Raw genomic sequence first — 16,859 nt, 5'->3', positions numbered from 1 at the left:
TTCAGATCTTCCACCCGCTGTGGATGGCGACCAGCCCGCCCAATATCGGTTCGACCTTTGTGTTCACGAAACCGGCTTCGCGAATCATGCCCTCGAACTTGGGCATGGGCGGAAAGCGGCGGATTGATTCGATGAGGTAGCGGTAACTATCCGCGTCATTGGCGAACAGCTTGCCCAGTTGCGGCACCAGCCGATGCGAATAGACGTCATAGACGTCGGAGAAGCCCGGCCAGGTGGTGGTGGAAAATTCAAGGCAGAAGAAGCGACCGCCATATTTGAGCACGCGATGCGCCTCGCGCAGCGCCTTGTCGATATGGGTGACGTTGCGGATGCCGAAGGCGATCGTATAGGCATCGAATTCCCGGTCGCCGAAGGTCAGTTCCTCGGCATTTTGCTCCGACCAGATCAGCCCCTCATAGCCCTTTTTCTGCGCCCGCTCGACGCCCACGGCCAGCATTTCAGGATTGATGTCCGACACGGTGACATGCGCGCCATGGCGTTGCATCCGAAAGGCGATGTCGCCGGTGCCGCCCGCCATGTCGAGTATCTGCTCGCCCGCGCGCGGCTTTACCCGGCGCACGAACTGATCCTTCCACAGGCGATGCGCGCCGCCGGACATGGCGTCGTTCATCAGATCATATTTGGCCGCGACATTGGAGAAGACCGCGCGGACCATGCCCGCCTTTTCAGCGGCATCGACGTCGCGATAGCCGAAGGATGCTGTTTCGTTCATGGCAAAGCGCTCTAGAGCATCGCGCGCAAAAGTGGGAACCGGTTTTGCGCAAAAGCGATGCGAAAACGAAAAAACCGGCAATGGGCTTGGGCTTTGGGCTGCGAGATGCTGCCAGGCTGTTCCCGCGCCATGCCAGCGCGAAGGAGAAGGGCCGGGAACGTTTCGCCCGCGTCATCCATTCCCTCGCTGATCCTTGTTGGGGGAGCTTGTATCTTGCGCCGTCCTGTCCTCGTCGCCCTTGCCACCCTGCTCTGCATGGCGCAAGCCGCGCCGCCGCCCGGCCCGCAGCAGATTTACGGACCCTTGTTCGAGGCGGTGCAGCGCGACAAGCTTTTCCCCGACGGCAAGAGCTTCGCCGACGCGGTGCCGAAAGGCGATCCCGCCGCCATCCTCGAAACCTATCGGCGCGAACGGCCGCAGGGCGCGGCCCTTCGCCATTTCGTCCTTCGCCATTTCGACGTGCCGGGGGAAGGGGCGGCGGAAGCGCGGAGCCTGCTCGGCCATATCAAGGCGCTCTGGCCGCAACTGACGCGCCCGGCGCTCGATCCGCCGCCCGGATCGTCCGCGCTCGCCCTGCCCGCGCCCTATGTCGTGCCGGGCGGCCGCTTCCGCGAAATCTATTATTGGGACAGCTATTTCACCATGCTGGGCCTCAAGGCCGACGGGCAACAGCATCTCATCGATTCGATGCTCACCGATTTCGAAAGCCTGATCGACCGTTACGGCTTCATCCCCAATGGCACGCGCACTTATTATCTGGGGCGGTCGCAGCCGCCTTTCCTGGCGCTGATGGTCGATCTCACCAGCAGGCCCGACGATCCCCGCCACCTAGCCGCGCTTCGCGCCGAGCACGACTTCTGGATGCGCGGCGCGAAAGGACTGGCGAAGGGTGCAGCCGCCCGGCGCGTTGTGCGGATGCCCGATGGGGCGCTGCTCAACCGCTATTGGGATGACCGGCCGGGGCCGCGTGACGAAAGCTGGGCGGAGGATGTCGCCACCGCGCGGCAGAGCAATCGCCCGGCTGCCGACATCTATCGCCATCTGCGCGCGGGCGCAGAGAGCGGCTGGGATTTCTCGTCGCGATGGCTGGACGATCCCGCGCGCCTGTCGACCATCCGCACCACCGACATGGTGCCGGTGGATCTCAACAGCCTGCTCTGGTCGCTGGAGCGCAGCATCGCGCGCCGCTGTGCGAGCGCTGGGGACGCTGCCTGTGCCCGGCGGTTCGATGCGCTGGCGACGGCGCGGGGCCGGGCGATCGACCGCTGGCTCTGGCAGCCGGGCGAAGGCCGCTATGGCGACTGGGACAGGCAGGCTGGCAAGGCGACGTCCGTCCTGTCCGCCGCCACCCTCTTCCCCCTCTTCGTCGGCCTTGCCGACCGCAGACAGGCCGCGGCCGTCGCGCATCTCACCAAGGCGCAATTGCTGGGGGAGGGTGGCCTGCGCACCACCCGCATCGCCAGCGGCCAGCAATGGGACAGCCCCAATGGCTGGGCGCCGCTGCAATGGGTCGCGGTCGAGGGACTGGCGCGCACCGGCCATGAGGCGCTTGCCAGGGACATTGCCCGCCGCTGGATCGGCACGGTCGACGCAGCCTATCGGGAAACCGGCAAGATGCTGGAGAAATATGATGTCGAGGCGCGCAAGTCCGGCGGCGGCGGCGAATATGCCTTGCAGGACGGGTTCGGCTGGACCAACGGCGTCACCCGCGCCCTGATCGAACGCTGGCCCGACCTGAACCCGGATGCGCCCCATCCGTTCGACGCGAACGGTGCATTCGGCACCCCTGTCGCCACGGCCCCCTAACGTTTACAGGGAGCGTCATGCCCGAACTTCCCGAAGTCGAAACCACCGTCGCCGGCCTGCGCTCCGTCCTGGAGGGGCGCGTGCTGACGCGGGTCGAGCCGCGCCGCGCCGACCTGCGCTTTCCGATTCCCGTCGATCTGCGCCAGAGGCTGACCGGGGCGACGGTGACGGGCCTTTCGCGCCGCGCCAAATATGGCCTGATCGAAACCGACCGCGGCGACATGATGATCTTCCATCTCGGCATGTCGGGCCGCTGGCGGATCGACCCGGCGGAGATTGGCGCGCACGACCATCTGCTGCTGGAAACCGGCCACGGCCATCTCCTCTCGCTCAACGACCCGCGCCGATTTGGTTCGCTCGATCTGGTGCGATCGGATGCGTGGACCGCCTATGCCCCCTTCGCCCGCATGGGGCCGGAGCCGCTGGGGCCGGATTTCGACGCCGCCCGTCTTGCCGCCGCGCTCAAGGGCAAGGCGACGTCGATCAAGGCGGCGCTGCTCGACCAGCGGATCGTGGCGGGCCTTGGTAACATCTATGTGTGCGAGGCGCTCAACATGGCGGGCATCGCGCCGACTCGGTCGGCGGGGAAGATCGGCCGCCCGCGCCTGACGCTGCTGGTGGAGGCGATTCGCGCAGTGCTGTCCGCCGCCATCGTCGCGGGCGGCTCCACCCTGCGCGATTATGCGCGGCCCGATGGGGAACTGGGCTATTTTTCGAAACAATGGCGTGTCTACGGCCGCGAAGGCGAGTCGTGCCCGTGCGGCGGCACCGTCCAGCGCCACATGACAGGCGGCCGATCGACCTTCTTCTGCCCGAAATGCCAGAAATAACGGACCCCGAATCCGTTGACGCCTGCCCCGATACTCTGTAAGGGGCGCTCCTTCACGAGGCATGTCGGCAGTTCGGCGGGCCTCTTCCCGAGATTTGACGAGAACCGAGGAATAGAATGGCCAATACGCCGCAAGCCAAGAAGCGCATCCGTCGCAATGAGCGCCGCGCCGCGATCAATGGCGCCCGCATCAGCCGGATCCGCACCCTGGTGAAGAAGGTGGAAGCCGCCATCATCGCCGGTGACAAGGCAGCTGCCACCACGGCGCTGCAGACCGTTCAGCCCGAACTGGCTCGGGGCGTCGCCCGCGGTGTGCTGCACAAGAATACCGCTGCACGCAAGTTCGGCCGCCTGACCAAGGCCGTCAGCGCGATCGCCTAAGCCTCTTCCAAACTAATCCAAGATTGAAAGCCCGCTTCGGATCGCCGGAGCGGGCTTTTCATCGTTCCTTCACGGCGCCGTCATTTTTGACAGCCGCGCAATTCCTGCGATTCGACGCGCTGCACCACAAAAATGAAAAAATAATGCATTGAAATACAAAGATAATTTAACCATCCTGACTTTTCCGCGGGTTTGCTGAGTCAATGTCTTTATTTCATTTTTTTGAACCGTGACGCCCTTGATCCGGTGAAGCGGGCTTGTCTATTTTGATCGTCCGGCTGCCAATCGAATCGATTTCCGGCGGCCGTCATTAGGTCAGACGATGCAAGAGGACCGGGGAAGCAGGCGCTTTCCCGCACAGCCATGCTTGCGCCGTGTGAACCGATGAGATCGGGGGGTCGATTAAGCAATGAAGGACAAGGCAGCAGTGGTCGGACGGCAGGCAGTGGATGTGCAGGATGCTTCCGGCCTGGAGTCTGCCTGGACTGCCATCCGTGCGGGCCTGCGCCGCGATCTGGGCGCGCGCCTGTTCGACCAGTGGCTCAAGCCCGCCCGCCTTGGCGACTATTGCCCCGAATCGCAGACGCTCGACCTGTTCGTCGCAACCGACTTCAGCGCCAATTTCGTGTCCGGCCATTTCGGCGATCGGCTGCGCATGGCGTGGCGCGGCGCCGGCGTCGGCGTGCGCGAAGTGCGCGTTCGCCGCGCCCCCGACGCCACCGGACCACGCCTGCTGGAAGTGGTGCAGGCCGAGCCGGCGGTCGCCGCGCCGGTCGAAGCGCGCGTCGCTTCCAATTTTCAGCCACGTCACGCATTTGTCGACTTCGTTGTCGGCGAAACCAATCGGCTCGCCTTCTCCGCCGCGCAGGCGATGGCGGGCGAGGCGCAGCCGCGCTTTACCCCGCTCTTCATCCACGGCGCCACCGGCCAGGGCAAGACGCACCTGCTGCACGCGATCGCGGCGGCCTTCTCCACCCATTCGCCCTCGGAGCCGGTGCTCTATATGTCGGCCGAGCGCTTCATGGTGGAATTCGTCAATGCGATGCGGGCCAACGAGACGATGGCGTTCAAGGCGCGGCTGCGCGCGGCGCGGCTGCTGCTGATCGACGATATCCAGTTCATCGCCGGGAAGGGATCGACGCAGGAGGAGTTCCTGCACACGATCAACGACCTGATCGACACGGGCGCGCGAATCGTCGTGACCGCCGACCGGGCGCCGCAACTGCTCGAAGCGATCGACGCGCGCATCCTGTCGCGTCTGGCGGGCGGTCTGGTCGCGGACATTCGCCCCGCCGATCTCGACCTGCGCCTCGCCATCCTCGAATCGAAGCGCGCCGTCGCGGGCGATCCGCCGGTGCCCGACGCAGTGATCGATTTCCTCGCCCGCTCGATCCGTTCGAACGTGCGCGAGCTGGAAGGCGCCTTTAACAAGCTGGTCGCCTATGGCCAGCTGACCGGCCGCTCGATCGACCTCGACTTCGCGCAGCAGATGCTGGCCGATGCGGTGCGCGCCAATGCCCGCCGCATCACCGTGGACGAAATCCAAAAGGTCTGCGCCGCTCATTTCAAGATCGATCCGGCCGAGATGCGCTCCAAGCGCCGTGCCCGCGCCGTTGCCCGCCCGCGCCAGGTGGCCATGTATCTCGCCAAGAAGATGACGCCCCGGTCGTTGCCCGAAATCGGCCGCATCTTCGGCGGTCGCGATCATAGCACCGTCATTCATGCCGTGAAGACGATCGAGGCCTTGCGCGAAAGCAACCCCGACATGGACGCGGACGTGCGCGCGCTGCTGCGCCAGCTCGAAGGCTGACGCGCCACTGGCGCTGGACGCACGATAGGTTAGGCTGGCGATATGATTCGCCAGCTTTTCCTTTTACTCCTTGCCGTCCTGACCCTGTCCCCCGCGCTGGCGCAAACAGAATCGGCCACGCCCAATCCCGTCGACGTGCGTGTGGCGATGGAAACCGACAAGGGCCGGATCGTCATTGCCGTCCACACGGACAAGGCGCCGGTCACTGCGGGCAATTTCCTCAAATATGTCGACCAGAAGCGGTTCGACGGCACGGCCTTCTATCGCGGCGTCGGTGCGGCGGACTATGGCTTCGTGCAGGGCGGCGCGCAGAATGATCCCAAGCGGATTCTTCCTCCCATCCAACATGAGCCGACGACGCAGACCGGCCTCACCCATGATGACGGCGCGCTGTCGATGGCGCGCTATGCGCCGGGCAGCGCGACCGGGGATTTCTTCGTGGTGCTGGGCAAGATGCCGGCGATGGACGCCCATCCTGAGGCTGCGGGCGACAATCAGGGCTTCGCCGTCTTTGCCCATGTGGTCGAGGGGCTGGACGTGGTGAAGGTGATCCTGGTCGCGCCCAAGTCCCCGACCAAGGGCGAAGGCGTGATGAAGGGACAGATGCTGGAAGCGCCGGTCAGGATAGTGACGGCGCGCCGGATTCCCTAATCATGTAGCGATGACAATTCGAAAGTCTCTTATCTATCGCTATATCCCCGATCGATGATCCGCGTCGTCGCCATGTCGGCGGTGACATTGCCGACGGTACGGAAGATGTCGGGCACCGTCTCCACCGCCAGCAGCAGCGGCAGCGCCTCCACCGGCACGCCCATGGCGAGGCAGATGGGACCGGTGGTGGTGAAATAGGTGATCTGTCCGGGCAGGCCGACCGCCGCCAGGCTGACGATCGCCGCGACCAACACGCCCATGATGATCTGCGTCGGTCCCAGCGCCACGCCGTTCATCGCCGCGACATAGAGGGCGACGCCCAGATTGGCGGGCGGGCTGGTGATGCGGAACAGCGAGATGGCGAGCGGCAGGACGACGCTGCGGCTGGTTTCCCGCACCTGGAGCGGACCGTCGCAAGCCTGGATCATCGCGGGGAGCGAGGCGATCGAGCTTTGCGTCGAGAAGGCGATGGCCTGCGCTGGGAAAGCGGCGCGCGCGAATCGGCCCGGTGATATTTTCCCGAGGAGCACGACCAGCGGATAGACGAGCAGCGTCACCGTCACGCAGATCAGCACGATGAAGCCGATATAGTGGAGCAGCGCCCCGGCGGTCGCCAGGCCCGACCGCGCGCCCGCGACCAGCGCCAGCGCGAAGACGCCGATCGGCGCCAGCCACAGCACCCAATTCACCACCAGCAGCAGCGCGTCGGCCAGCGACTGGAACAGGCCGGTCAGTTGCGCGCGGCGATCCTCCGCGATGCGCGTGACGGCGAAGCCGAATATCAGCGCGAACAGCACGACCGCGACCACCTGCCCGTCGGCGGCGGACTTCAGCGGATTGACCGGGATGAAGCCGAGCAGCCATTCGGCCGACGGGCGCATGTCGGGCACGTCCGTCACCGGCCCGGCCCCGGCCAGCGCGCCGACCGCCCCCTCGGGCACTGGCCAGAGGTGTAGCATCAGCGGTCCGATGAGCGCCGCGACGCAGGAGGAGGCGAGCAGCAGGATCGCGAACAGGCCGATCGCGCGCCCGGCCATGCCGTTGCTGCGCGCGGTGGTCGCCGCCTGGGCGATGCCGGTCACGAGCAGGGCGAAGATCAGCGGGATCAGCGGCATTTGCAGCCCGTTGAGCCAGGCCTTGCCGATCGGCTGGGCAACCGCGACCCAGTCGCCCGTCCAAGCGCCGCCCCATTCGGCCAGCGCAATGCCGCTGGCCAGCCCCGCGAGGAGGGCGATCAGGATGCGGACGGTCAAGGACATGGATGGCTTACCCCTTTCCTGGTCCGCTTCGCTCCCCGAAACGGACCAGTCCAGTCTATGCCGCCATGTCCCTTGAAGAACAGGGCTTTATTCGCCGAACCCGCGCGGCGCGGCGTCGATCACGCTGATTGCGCCCGCGCCTACCTCATTCACCTCCAGCGCGCGTTCGGCGACACCGGTGCGGTTGAAGCGGAAGGCGCCGTCGATGCCGGAAAAGCCCCCCGCATCGCGCAGCCGCGCATTGGGGAAGGGGGTGCCGGGCTTCCAGTCCTGCGCGATCCGCACCGTCAGCAGCACGGCGTCATAACCCAGCGACGAGAGGCGGAAGGGCGCATTGCCGTAGCGGGCGCGATATTTGGTCGCAAGCTGGCGATAGAGCGTATCGGAGACACTGGCGAACCAGGCGCCGCGCAGCACGGGGCTTGCCGCCAGCGCCGTGTCGGTATTCCACAGTTCGGTACCCAGCAGCCGCGCGGTCGCCCCGCCATTCTTGCGAACGATCGGCGCGACCTGCAACGCCACCCGGCCGCTGTCCGCGATCAGCAGTGCGTCATAGCTGGAGGATGCCTGCAATTTCTTGACCGCGGCCGTGATCGACGCGGGCGACCGGTCGAAGCTCTGCATCGACACAACGGTGCCGCCAGCCTGCTCGACCGCGCGCAGCATCGCATTGCCCGCGCGCTCGCCATAGGTGCCGCGCGGCACCAGTGCGCCGAAATTGCTCAACCCCTTTTCGCGGGCGAAGCCGACCACACGCTCGATCGACTGGTTGGGGTTGTAACCCATGATGTAGACGCCGCCGCCCGCGATGCTGGCGTCGTTGGAAAAACTGATCACTGGCACATTGGCGCGCGCCGCGATCGGTCCGATCACGCGGGCGTCTTCGGCGAGGAGCGGGCCGAGGATCAGGCGGTTGCCTTCCGCCAGCGCCTTGTTCACCGCCGCCGCTGCGCCCAGTGCGGTATCATAGGTGGTGATGCGCACCTTGTCGGTTTTGGTGTCGAGCAGCGCCAGCGTGGTGGCGTTGGCGATCGACTGGCCGACCCCGGCATTGGGACCGCTCATCGGCACCAGCAGCGCGACGCGATGGCGCGTCGTGTCGGTCGGCAGGCCCTGTGTCACGTCCGGGCCGGTCGGCTGGGTCGGGCCGGTGGGCGTGGTCGGCGCCGGCCCCTTGGGCACGATCGACTGACAGGCGGCAAGGAACAGCGCCGCCCCCATGAAGGCGATCCGCGCGCCCCTTTTCACTGCGGCGAACACATCTGCTTGCCGGGGGGCATCCGTCTCTGTCATCTGGCGTCCTTATGGAAACTCGAAATTCAGGGCTTGAACCGGGGCTTTATATCGTGGCTGGGCCGATCGGCAACCTCGGAGACCTTACGCCGCGCGGGGCCGAAGTCTTGCGGCTGGCCGATGTGATCGCCGTGGAAGATACACGGGTGAGCGCACGGTTGCTGCGCCATGCCGGATCGGACCGGCCGATGATTCCCTATCATGACCATAGCGCCGAAAATGTCCGCCAGCGGCTGATCGAGCGGATGGCGGGCGAATCGGTCGCTTTGCTATCCGATGCGGGGACGCCGCTCATCTCCGATCCGGGCTATAAACTGGTGCGCGATGCGCGCGCGGCGGGGCGCAAGATCACGACCCTGCCCGGACCCAGCGCGGCGATCGCGGCGCTGACGCTTTCCGGGCTGCCGACCGACCGTTTCCTCTTCATGGGCTTCCTGCCGAACAAGGCGAAGGCGCGCGGCGACGTGCTGGACGAGGTGGCGGCGCTGCGCGCGACCTTCGTCTTCTACGAAAGCGGCCCGCGTCTGTCGGACAGCCTGTCTGCCATGGCCGCCCATCTGGGCGACCGGGAAGCCGCCGTCAGTCGCGAGATCAGCAAGGCGTTCGAGGAAACGGCTTGCGGAACGCTCACCCAACTGTCCGCCCGCTATGCCGACGCCCCGCCCAAGGGCGAGATCGTCGTGATCGTCGGTCCCCCCGGCGAAGCCCCGCCGCCCAGCGCCGAGGATGCCGACGCGGCGCTGCTGGAGGCGATGGCGCGCCTGCCCATGTCCAAGGCGGCAGGCGAGGTGGCGAAGAAATTCGGCCTCGACCGCCGCGCCCTCTACGACCGGGCGATGGAACTCAAGGGATGAAGCCATCCTCTGCCGGAAAGCTGGCGGCGGAAAGGCGCGGGCGGCAGGCCGAGCGTATCGCCGCCTGGTGGTTGCGTCTCAAGGGCTGGCAGATTGTCGGTCGCCGGCTGCGCACCCCGGCGGGGGAGGTCGATCTGGTCGCCCGGCGCGGCGCGATGCTGGCTTTCGTCGAGGTGAAGGCGCGCGGTTCGACGGCGGAGCTGGACCTTGCCATCGACGAACGCCGGCTGGCGCGGGTCGCGGCGGCGGCGGAAATCCTGTGGCATGATCTGGCGAAACCGGGCGACGACATGCGAATCGACGTCATCCTCCTTGCGCCCGGCCGCCCGCCACGCCATCTGGCCAATGTCTGGCATGGGGGGTGATTATCTGCCCCATCAATCAATCCCGTTCGTTTCGAGCGGAGGTTCGAGCGAAGCCGAGAACCGAAGTCGAGAAAGCGTTCTCGACAGACGCTTCTCGACAAGCTCGAAGCTGCTCGAACCGAACGGTCTAAGGGAAAGATACGCATGACCATACTCAATCCCCTGACCGTCGCCGTGCAGATGGACCCGATGGAGGGCATCAAGATCGGAGGCGATTCGACCTTTCACATCATGCTGGCAGGACAGGCGCGGGGACACAGGCTCTACCATTATCTGGCGCCCGACCTGACCCTGTCCGGCGGCCGCGTGCTGGCAAAAGCGCGGCCGGTGAAGGTGCAGAAGGTCGATGGCGATCATTTTGCCTTTGGCGAGCCGGAGATGCTGGATCTGGGCCGCGACGTCGATGTCGTGCTGATGCGGCAGGACCCGCCCTTTGACCTCAGCTACATCACCGCCACCCATTTGCTGGAGCGGGTGCAGGCCGAGACGCTGGTGGTGAACGATCCGGCCAGCGTCCGCAACGCGCCGGAAAAACTGTTCGTGCTCGACTATGCGCGCTTCATGCCGCCGACGATGATCACCCGCGACCTGGCGCAGGTGCGGGGCTTCCTGGTCGAGCATGGCGAGATCGTGGTGAAGCCGCTTTACGGCAATGCCGGCAACGCGGTCTTCCATGTCGATTCCCGGGGATCGAACCTGTCCGCGCTGGTGGAACTGTTCAAGGCGTCGTGGGTCGAACCTTTCATGGTCCAGGCCTTTATCCCCGGCGTCGCGGAAGGCGACAAGCGCATCGTGCTGGTCGACGGCGAAGTCGCGGGCGCGGTCAACCGCATTCCCGGCCAGGGCGAAATCCGTTCCAACCTGGCGGTCGGCGGATCGGCGGCGAAGACCGAGCTGACTGAGAAGGAGCGTGAAATCTGCGCGGCGATGGGACCGGAATTGAAGGCGCGCGGTCTGCTCTTCGTCGGCATCGACGTGATCGGCGGCGAATGGCTGACCGAAATCAACGTGACCTCGCCCACCGGGATCGTGTCCATTGACGCATTCGACGGCACCGACACTGGCGGCATGATCTGGGATGCGATCGACGCGCGGCTGGCGCAGCGGGCGGCGGCCTGATCCCAATGCCCAGCCTCCGTCATGCCAGCGAATGCTGGCATCTCTCTTCTTTTCAAGGCGATAAAGAAAAGGGGGATCTCAGCCCGCGCTGGGATGACGGAAGAGGGGAGGGGCAGTCATGACCGACTGGGTTCTCCGCCTGATCGACGCCGGCGGCTATTGGGGCATCTTCTTCCTGATGATCCTTGAAAATGTCTTCCCGCCGATCCCGTCCGAACTCATCATGGGGATTGGCGGCATTCGCGTCGGGCAGGGCAGGATGGCGATGGAGTGGCTGCTGCTCGCGGGCACGCTGGGTACCACCATCGGCAATTATGTCTGGTATCTGGTCGGCCATGTGCTGGGCTTCCATCGGCTGAAACCGCTGGTGGACCGCTATGGCCGCTGGGCGACGCTGGAATGGCGCGATGTCGAGGCGCTCGACCATATTTTCGGCAAATATGGCCAGATCGTCGTCTTCGTCTTCCGCTTCATGCCCGCCTTCCGCACGATGATATCCCTGCCGGCCGGCCTGTTCCGCATGGGGCATGTCCGCTTCCTGCTCTGGACCGCGGGCGGGGCGCTGATCTGGAACGTCATCCTGGCCTATGCCGGCTATCTGCTGGGGCAGAATTTCCACGACATCGACAAATATGTCGGCCCCGCCGCCACGGCCTGCGTCATCGGCGCGGTGATCCTCTATCTCTGGCGGCTGGCGACCTGGCGGCCGCGCGGCTGATCCTGCAAAGGCTCAGAAGGGAATCTTCACCCCCACCATCACCCGCTGCGAACTTCCAGCGGCGCCCAGCTCATGATTTTCGACATGCAGGTTTGCCTTGGCTTCGCCGAACAGGCCGATCTCCGCGCGGCCCAGCGGCGGTTCATCGCTTGCCGGTTCGCGTTCGATCCGCTGGCTCTGCCGGCGCGCGGTGACGACGATGGCGTTGGCGTCCGGGGAGGGGTTTACCTTCCGAAGGTCGAAGTCAGGCGGGATATCGGGTCCGCTTATACTCTGTAGGGCCAGGATCAGATGCAGCATCATCGCATTCCCTTCGACCGGAGGGACGCGCAGGCTGGTTGGTGAATAGGGCGTTTTCGTGGCTTTTTCAGGCGCGCGGATGGGCGTTGCGATAAATGTCGAGCAGGTGGGCGGCGTCAACCTGGGTGTAGATTTGCGTCGAGGACAGGCTGGCATGGCCCAGCAGTTCCTGGAGCGATCGCAGGTCCGCGCCGCGCCCCAGCAAATGTGTCGCGAAACTGTGGCGCAGCGCGTGCGGCGTCGTCCGCTCCGACAGGCCCAGCCGCCCGCGCGCGCCCTGCACCGCGCGGCGGATGAGGGCGGAGGACAGCGGTCCGCCGCGCGCGCCGCGGAACAAAGGCTCGTCGCGCGCCGGTGGATAGGGGCACTGGTCGACATAGGTTCCGATCGCTTGCCGGACCTGCGGCAGTAGAGGGACGATGCGCGTCTTGCCGCGTTTGCCGGTGACGCGCAGCGTTTCGCCGAGCGGCAGGATGTCGCCCTTCAGCCCCATCGCCTCGCCGATGCGCAGGCCCGCGCCATAGAGCAGCAGCAGCACCGCCCAGTCGCGCGCGCCGATCCAGCCCTCACGCGCGGTTTCGGCGATATCCTCGGCCAGCGCCACCGCTTCGTCGGGGGAGACGGGGCGGGGCAGGCCGCGCTTCACCCGTGGTCCCTTGAGCTGCGGCACCCGCGCCTCGTCGCCGCCGACGAACTTCAGGAAGCCGCGCACCGCCGACAATTCGCGTGCCGCCGACAGATTGCCGATCCCGTCCATCCGTCGGCTGGTGAGGAAGGCGCGCAAATCGGCCTGCTCAAGCTGCGCCAGGATCGTGGCGCCGACGGGTCCGCCGCGATGCGCCTCCAGAAAGGCGAGCAGCCGCTCCGCCGTCGCGACATAGGCCCGCACCGTATGCGCCGACCGCCGCCGATCGAGAGCAAGATGCTCGCGCCAGCGTTCGGGGAGCGGCGCGGTCGGACGAGGCTGCGCAATAGACATGGAAGGAGCCTATCAGAGCCGGGAAGGATAGGACAGGTGATCGTGGCCGGCCCTTGAAATCTACGCCGAAATGGGCACATGGGGAGCATGGCTACCCCTTTCGATCCGGCCGCGCTGCCGACCGGAATCCTGATGCCGCTCAGCCCTCAGGTGGCTCGCGTGCTGGCGCCCAATCCGTCGCCCTTCACCTACACAGGCACGCAGACCTATGTGGTGGGCGCCGAGGCTGTCGCCGTCATCGATCCCGGCCCGGACGATGCCGAGCATCTCGCCGCGCTGGACGCCGCGATCGCCGGGCGGCCGGTGCTCGCCATCCTGTGCACCCATACCCATCGCGATCATAGTCCCGCCGCGCGCCCACTGGCGCAAGCGACCGGCGCGCCGGTCGTCGGTTGCGCGCCACTGACGCTGGACGATGACGGCCCGCGCGCCGACGCCGCCTTCGATGCCGATTATCGCCCCGATCGCATTCTGGCCGATGGCGAGCAGGTGAAGGGACCGGACTGGACGCTGGAGGCCGTCGCGACGCCCGGCCATACGTCGAATCATCTCTGCTTCGCCTTGTTGGAGGAAAGGGCGCTGTTCACCGGCGATCATGTGATGGGCTGGTCGACCAGCGTGATCTCGCCGCCCGACGGCGACATGACCGCCTATATGCGGTCCATGCAGCGTCTGCTCGATCGCGACGACAGCGTCTATTATCCGGCGCATGGCGATCCGGTCGACAATCCGCAGCGGCTGGTGCGCGGCATGATGGGCCATCGCAAACAGCGCGAGGGGCAGATATTGCGTTTCCTCGAGCGCAACGGCCAGAGCGCGATTCCCGACATGGTTGCCGAGATGTATAAGGGCGTCGATCCGCGCCTCTATGCGGCGGCGGGCCGATCCGTTCTGGCGCATCTCATCGATCTGGATGGCCGCGGCCTGGCCGCGCCGACCGGGGACGGGCGATGGCAGATGCGTTGAGGCGCTATGGCGGGCCGGTCCTGCTGGCGCTGCTGATCCTCGCGGTCGGCGCGGCGATGCTGGTCGGCTGGCAGCGCTATAATCGCGACTATGTCGTGACGGTCGAGGATGACGGGTCGGCGGTGACGAAGATCATCGCGGAGAAGATCGCAGGATCGGCCAGCCTGCGCGTCTCGCAACTGAACGGCACGATCCAGAGCACGGCGCGCGATGTGCGCGGCTTTGGCTGGCTCAAGTCCGATCAGGTGGTGAAGATGCCTTATTCGGTCGACTATTATATCGATCTGGGCGGGCTGACCGCGCGCGATCTGGAGTGGGACGAAAAAAGCCGGACGCTGATCGTCAACGCGCCGGACGTGAAGCCGGGCAAGCCCAATCTGGACGAGGCGCGCCGGACGCTGGTTCGCACCAGCGGCCTGTTCGTGACGCGCGAGGCGGGCGAGGAACTGAGCCGCCGCACCTCGGTCCATGCGCAGGCGCGGGCCGAAACGTCGGCCCGGTCGCCCGAGCGCATGGCGCAGGCGCGCGAATATGGCCGCGCGGCTATCGGAAAGATCATGGCCGCGCCGCTGGGCGCGATGGGCTATGGCGACGTGCGCGTGCTCGTCACCTTCCCGCCGGAACGCAAGGACGACAGACGCGACCGATGGGACGTCACCACGCCCATCAACGAGGTACTGGCCAACAAGCGGCAGCAGCGCTAGGGCGCGCGCAAAGGGCCAGATATGGGACCGAGGAGTTACAGGGTATGAACGCATTCACCGGTATTCCGCAGGGCACGGACCTGCGAGCGGAAATCGATCGCCTGCGCAAGGAGCGCAACGCCGTCATCCTGGGCCATTATTATCAGTCGCCCGAAATTCAGGATTTGTCCGACTTTGTCGGCGACTCGCTCGAACTGTCGCGCAAGGCGGCGGAGACGGACGCGGATGTCATCGCCTTTTGCGGGGTGCGCTTCATGGCGGAAACCGCGAAGATCCTGTCGCCCGAAAAGATCGTCGTGCTGCCGGACATGGACGCAGGCTGCTCTCTGGAAGATTCCTGCCCGCCCGCCCAGTTCAAGGCGTTTCGCGAGGCGCATCCCGATCATATCGCCTTGAGCTACATCAACTGCTCGGCGGAGGTGAAGGCGCTCAGCGACATCATCGTGACATCTTCGTCGGCGGAAAAAATCCTGGCGCAGATTCCCAAGGAGCAGAAAATCATCTTCGGCCCCGACAAGCATCTGGGCGGCTATCTGAAGCGCAAGCTGGGCCGCGACATGCTGCTGTGGCCGGGCGTGTGCATCGTGCATGAGGCGTTCAGCGAAACCGAATTGCTGAAGCTCAAGGCCCAGCACCCTGACGCCCCGGTCGCCGCGCATCCAGAATGTCCGCCCTATATCGTCGACCATGCCGACTATGTCGGGTCGACCAGCGGCATCCTCGATTTCGCCAAGACCATGCCCGGCGACACGCTGATCGTCGCGACCGAACCGCACATCATCCACCAGATGGAAAAGGCGGTGCCGGAGAAGCATTTTATCGGCGCGCCCGGCGCGGACGGCAACTGCAACTGCAACATCTGCCCCTATATGGCGCTCAACACGATGGAGAAGCTGTATCTCGCCCTGCGCGACCTGCAGCCGCGCATCGAGATGGACGAAACGCTGCGCATCGCCGCGAAGAAGAGCCTCGACAAGATGCTTGAAATGGCGAGCGGCACAGTGGGGCAGGGGGACGTGGGCGCGCGCTGAGGCGGAAGCATCTTATCTCCGTTCGCCCTGAGCTCGTCGAAGCCTGTCCTGAGCGCCTGCCTTGGCAGGCAGTCGAAGGGGGCTCTTCTTTCTTGAAAAGAAGAGCAAGGCTTCGACAGGCTCAGCCCGAACGGCTTTTTGTTGAACGCTCCTGTCTTCATATGATTCGGGGAGCGCTCACCCCCCGCCCATTTCCGCCACCATCTCGCGCACCTCGTCGGCCAGCAGGTCGAGGCTGGAGCCGGTGCCTTCCGTAAAGCCAAGGCCGCGATATTCGTCCCGCACCGCCTGGCTTTCGAAGACGGTGTGGTGGGTCAGCAGGGTGCGGCCTTCCGCATCCTCCTCGAAACTGAGCGTCGTCACCATCACCGGCGATCCGGGCGCTTCAAAGCTGTTGTCGTAACGGATGCGCGCGTTCGGGACGATTTCCAGATAGGTGCCGCCAAAAGGTGGCCCCGGCTCGCCCGCGTCGCTGGTCATCTGGAAGCGGAAGCGCCCGCCGACGCGGAAATCCATCTCGCATTTGCTGAGCGGCCAACCGACCGGGCCGAACCAGCGCTTCACATGCACCGGATCGGCATGGGCGGCGAAGACCAGATGCGCGGGGGCGTCGATCAGGCGGGTGATGGTGATGGCACGGGCAGTTTCGGATTCGTCGCTCATGCGTCCTCTCCTTTCAGATCCTGTAGATAGTCATCGAGTTGATCATAGCTGGCGGTCCAGAAGGCCTTGTAATGATCGATCCACCGGGCGGCGGCGGCGAGCGGCACGGCCTCCAGCCGGACCGGGCGGGTCTGCGCTGCGCGCCCGCGCGACACGAGGCCCGCCTGCTCCAATATCTTGAGATGTTTCGACACGGTCGGCTGGCTGAGACCGGACGGTTCGACCAGCGCGTTCACCGTCGTCTCACCCTGCGCCAGGCGCGAAAGGATGGCCCGGCGCGTGGGATCGGCAAGCGCGCTGAAAATCCGGTCCAGTTGCTCCGCGGTCAAATATCGCTCTCCATCTATATAGACATTTAGCTATATAATGTTGGAAGGGGTGTCAACAGTCCCGCGACT

The 16,859-nt window shown here is 65.6% G+C and carries 19 protein-coding genes; 12 read left to right on the top strand and 7 right to left on the bottom strand.

Translation table 11 applies throughout. The annotated features are described in order from the left end of the window. Position 1 precedes the first annotated feature (1 nt). Positions 2 to 733: a class I SAM-dependent methyltransferase gene (locus AC58EF_RS04005; RefSeq protein ID WP_497274706.1), complete on the bottom strand. Its 732-nt coding sequence runs from the start codon at positions 731 to 733 to the stop codon at positions 2 to 4. Positions 734 to 862: 129 nt separating this feature from the next. Here AC58EF_RS04005 and treA point away from each other — a divergent pair, with 129 nt between their 5' ends. The 5 genes from treA to AC58EF_RS03980 all read left to right on the top strand — a co-directional run bounded on the left by treA (position 863) and on the right by AC58EF_RS03980 (position 6,210). Continuing rightward, a complete protein-coding gene (gene treA, locus AC58EF_RS04000) occupies positions 863 to 2,539 on the top strand; it encodes an alpha,alpha-trehalase TreA (protein ID WP_497274704.1) in 1,677 nt (558 codons plus the stop codon). Between the two features lie 17 nt (positions 2,540 to 2,556). Then, the gene (gene mutM / locus AC58EF_RS03995) at positions 2,557 to 3,369 is read left to right on the top strand and encodes a bifunctional DNA-formamidopyrimidine glycosylase/DNA-(apurinic or apyrimidinic site) lyase (RefSeq protein WP_497274702.1); all 813 of its coding nucleotides are present in this window, start codon (positions 2,557 to 2,559) and stop codon (positions 3,367 to 3,369) included. Positions 3,370 to 3,485: 116 nt separating this feature from the next. Beyond that, complete coding sequence (gene rpsT, locus AC58EF_RS03990) at positions 3,486 to 3,749, top strand: 30S ribosomal protein S20 (protein ID WP_497274701.1); 264 nt, start codon at positions 3,486 to 3,488, stop codon at positions 3,747 to 3,749. 409 nt (positions 3,750 to 4,158) lie between these two features. Next, the gene (gene dnaA, locus AC58EF_RS03985; RefSeq protein ID WP_497274699.1) at positions 4,159 to 5,559 is read left to right on the top strand and encodes a chromosomal replication initiator protein DnaA; all 1,401 of its coding nucleotides are present in this window, start codon (positions 4,159 to 4,161) and stop codon (positions 5,557 to 5,559) included. Positions 5,560 to 5,601: 42 nt separating this feature from the next. Next, positions 5,602 to 6,210 carry a peptidylprolyl isomerase gene (locus AC58EF_RS03980; protein ID WP_497274697.1) on the top strand — a complete coding sequence of 203 codons (609 nt, stop codon included), beginning with the start codon at positions 5,602 to 5,604 and terminating at the stop codon, positions 6,208 to 6,210. Positions 6,211 to 6,239: 29 nt separating this feature from the next. On the opposite strand, the gene AC58EF_RS03975 is transcribed toward AC58EF_RS03980, so the two are convergent. Continuing rightward, positions 6,240 to 7,469, bottom strand: coding sequence for a dicarboxylate/amino acid:cation symporter (locus AC58EF_RS03975; RefSeq protein WP_497274695.1), 1,230 nt, complete (start codon positions 7,467 to 7,469; stop codon positions 6,240 to 6,242). An 87-nt stretch (positions 7,470 to 7,556) separates the two neighbouring features. Continuing rightward, positions 7,557 to 8,762, bottom strand: a complete 1,206-nt coding sequence (locus AC58EF_RS03970; RefSeq protein ID WP_497274693.1) for a penicillin-binding protein activator — start codon at positions 8,760 to 8,762, stop codon at positions 7,557 to 7,559. Between the two features lie 11 nt (positions 8,763 to 8,773). On the opposite strand from AC58EF_RS03970, the gene rsmI reads away from it, so the two are divergent. The 4 genes from rsmI to AC58EF_RS03950 all read left to right on the top strand — a co-directional run bounded on the left by rsmI (position 8,774) and on the right by AC58EF_RS03950 (position 11,818). After that, entirely contained in the window at positions 8,774 to 9,616 is an 843-nt protein-coding gene (rsmI, locus tag AC58EF_RS03965; protein WP_497274691.1) for a 16S rRNA (cytidine(1402)-2'-O)-methyltransferase, read from the top strand. Further along, on the top strand, positions 9,613 to 9,981 hold the full coding sequence (locus tag AC58EF_RS03960) for a YraN family protein (RefSeq protein ID WP_497274689.1): 369 nt from the start codon (positions 9,613 to 9,615) through the stop codon (positions 9,979 to 9,981). The genes rsmI and AC58EF_RS03960 overlap by 4 nt, the downstream gene beginning before the upstream one ends. Positions 9,982 to 10,125: 144 nt before the next feature. Beyond that, positions 10,126 to 11,100 carry a glutathione synthase gene (gshB, locus tag AC58EF_RS03955; RefSeq protein WP_497274687.1) on the top strand — a complete coding sequence of 325 codons (975 nt, stop codon included), beginning with the start codon at positions 10,126 to 10,128 and terminating at the stop codon, positions 11,098 to 11,100. Positions 11,101 to 11,218: 118 nt separating this feature from the next. Beyond that, complete coding sequence (locus AC58EF_RS03950; RefSeq protein ID WP_497274686.1) at positions 11,219 to 11,818, top strand: DedA family protein; 600 nt, start codon at positions 11,219 to 11,221, stop codon at positions 11,816 to 11,818. 12 nt (positions 11,819 to 11,830) lie between these two features. Here AC58EF_RS03950 and AC58EF_RS03945 read toward each other — a convergent pair whose 3' ends face one another. Together AC58EF_RS03945 and AC58EF_RS03940 are read right to left on the bottom strand one after the other, a co-directional pair. Beyond that, entirely contained in the window at positions 11,831 to 12,118 is a 288-nt protein-coding gene (locus AC58EF_RS03945) for a hypothetical protein (protein ID WP_497274684.1), read from the bottom strand. A 67-nt stretch (positions 12,119 to 12,185) separates the two neighbouring features. Continuing rightward, a complete protein-coding gene (locus tag AC58EF_RS03940) occupies positions 12,186 to 13,097 on the bottom strand; it encodes a tyrosine recombinase XerC (protein ID WP_497274683.1) in 912 nt (303 codons plus the stop codon). A gap of 87 nt (positions 13,098 to 13,184) precedes the next feature. Here AC58EF_RS03940 and AC58EF_RS03935 point away from each other — a divergent pair, with 87 nt between their 5' ends. From AC58EF_RS03935 to nadA, 3 genes are read left to right on the top strand one after another with little or no spacing between them, the layout of a single operon-like run. After that, positions 13,185 to 14,063, top strand: a complete 879-nt coding sequence (locus AC58EF_RS03935) for an MBL fold metallo-hydrolase (RefSeq protein ID WP_497274681.1) — start codon at positions 13,185 to 13,187, stop codon at positions 14,061 to 14,063. Next, positions 14,048 to 14,767 (top strand): DUF4230 domain-containing protein, encoded by a 720-nt coding sequence (locus AC58EF_RS03930; protein ID WP_497274679.1) that lies wholly within the window; start codon positions 14,048 to 14,050, stop codon positions 14,765 to 14,767. Before AC58EF_RS03935 ends, AC58EF_RS03930 begins: the two co-directional genes overlap by 16 nt. 44 nt (positions 14,768 to 14,811) lie before the next feature. Beyond that, a complete protein-coding gene (nadA, locus tag AC58EF_RS03925; protein WP_497274678.1) occupies positions 14,812 to 15,798 on the top strand; it encodes a quinolinate synthase NadA in 987 nt (328 codons plus the stop codon). Between the two features lie 177 nt (positions 15,799 to 15,975). Here nadA and AC58EF_RS03920 read toward each other — a convergent pair whose 3' ends face one another. Then, complete coding sequence (locus AC58EF_RS03920; RefSeq protein WP_497274676.1) at positions 15,976 to 16,461, bottom strand: SRPBCC domain-containing protein; 486 nt, start codon at positions 16,459 to 16,461, stop codon at positions 15,976 to 15,978. Further along, complete coding sequence (locus AC58EF_RS03915; protein ID WP_497274674.1) at positions 16,458 to 16,790, bottom strand: ArsR/SmtB family transcription factor; 333 nt, start codon at positions 16,788 to 16,790, stop codon at positions 16,458 to 16,460. The genes AC58EF_RS03920 and AC58EF_RS03915 overlap by 4 nt, the downstream gene beginning before the upstream one ends. Positions 16,791 to 16,859: the final 69 nt, after the last annotated feature.

The sequence above is a fragment of the Sphingobium sp. WR1 genome (genome assembly GCF_059693745.1).
The sequence above is the reverse complement of the archived record's forward strand: the minus strand, read 5'-3'. Positions and strand labels throughout refer to the sequence as shown.

What these genes read in the sequence shown, in the direction of transcription:
- AC58EF_RS03960 (WP_497274689.1), top strand. Translation starts at nt 9,613, where the DNA reads ATGAAGCCATCCTCTGCCGGAAAGCTGGCGGCGGAAAGGCGCGGGCGG.
- AC58EF_RS03935 (WP_497274681.1), top strand. Translation starts at nt 13,185, where the DNA reads ATGGCTACCCCTTTCGATCCGGCCGCGCTGCCGACCGGAATCCTGATG.
- AC58EF_RS04005 (WP_497274706.1), bottom strand. Translation starts at nt 733, where the DNA reads ATGAACGAAACAGCATCCTTCGGCTATCGCGACGTCGATGCCGCTGAA.
- AC58EF_RS03970 (WP_497274693.1), bottom strand. Translation starts at nt 8,762, where the DNA reads ATGACAGAGACGGATGCCCCCCGGCAAGCAGATGTGTTCGCCGCAGTG.
- treA (WP_497274704.1), top strand. Translation starts at nt 863, where the DNA reads ATGCCAGCGCGAAGGAGAAGGGCCGGGAACGTTTCGCCCGCGTCATCC.
- AC58EF_RS03980 (WP_497274697.1), top strand. Translation starts at nt 5,602, where the DNA reads ATGATTCGCCAGCTTTTCCTTTTACTCCTTGCCGTCCTGACCCTGTCC.
- AC58EF_RS03975 (WP_497274695.1), bottom strand. Translation starts at nt 7,469, where the DNA reads ATGTCCTTGACCGTCCGCATCCTGATCGCCCTCCTCGCGGGGCTGGCC.
- AC58EF_RS03920 (WP_497274676.1), bottom strand. Translation starts at nt 16,461, where the DNA reads ATGAGCGACGAATCCGAAACTGCCCGTGCCATCACCATCACCCGCCTG.
- gshB (WP_497274687.1), top strand. Translation starts at nt 10,126, where the DNA reads ATGACCATACTCAATCCCCTGACCGTCGCCGTGCAGATGGACCCGATG.
- AC58EF_RS03950 (WP_497274686.1), top strand. Translation starts at nt 11,219, where the DNA reads ATGACCGACTGGGTTCTCCGCCTGATCGACGCCGGCGGCTATTGGGGC.
- nadA (WP_497274678.1), top strand. Translation starts at nt 14,812, where the DNA reads ATGAACGCATTCACCGGTATTCCGCAGGGCACGGACCTGCGAGCGGAA.
- dnaA (WP_497274699.1), top strand. Translation starts at nt 4,159, where the DNA reads ATGAAGGACAAGGCAGCAGTGGTCGGACGGCAGGCAGTGGATGTGCAG.
- rpsT (WP_497274701.1), top strand. Translation starts at nt 3,486, where the DNA reads ATGGCCAATACGCCGCAAGCCAAGAAGCGCATCCGTCGCAATGAGCGC.
- AC58EF_RS03945 (WP_497274684.1), bottom strand. Translation starts at nt 12,118, where the DNA reads ATGCTGCATCTGATCCTGGCCCTACAGAGTATAAGCGGACCCGATATC.
- rsmI (WP_497274691.1), top strand. Translation starts at nt 8,774, where the DNA reads ATGGAAACTCGAAATTCAGGGCTTGAACCGGGGCTTTATATCGTGGCT.
- AC58EF_RS03940 (WP_497274683.1), bottom strand. Translation starts at nt 13,097, where the DNA reads ATGTCTATTGCGCAGCCTCGTCCGACCGCGCCGCTCCCCGAACGCTGG.
- AC58EF_RS03930 (WP_497274679.1), top strand. Translation starts at nt 14,048, where the DNA reads ATGGCAGATGCGTTGAGGCGCTATGGCGGGCCGGTCCTGCTGGCGCTG.
- mutM (WP_497274702.1), top strand. Translation starts at nt 2,557, where the DNA reads ATGCCCGAACTTCCCGAAGTCGAAACCACCGTCGCCGGCCTGCGCTCC.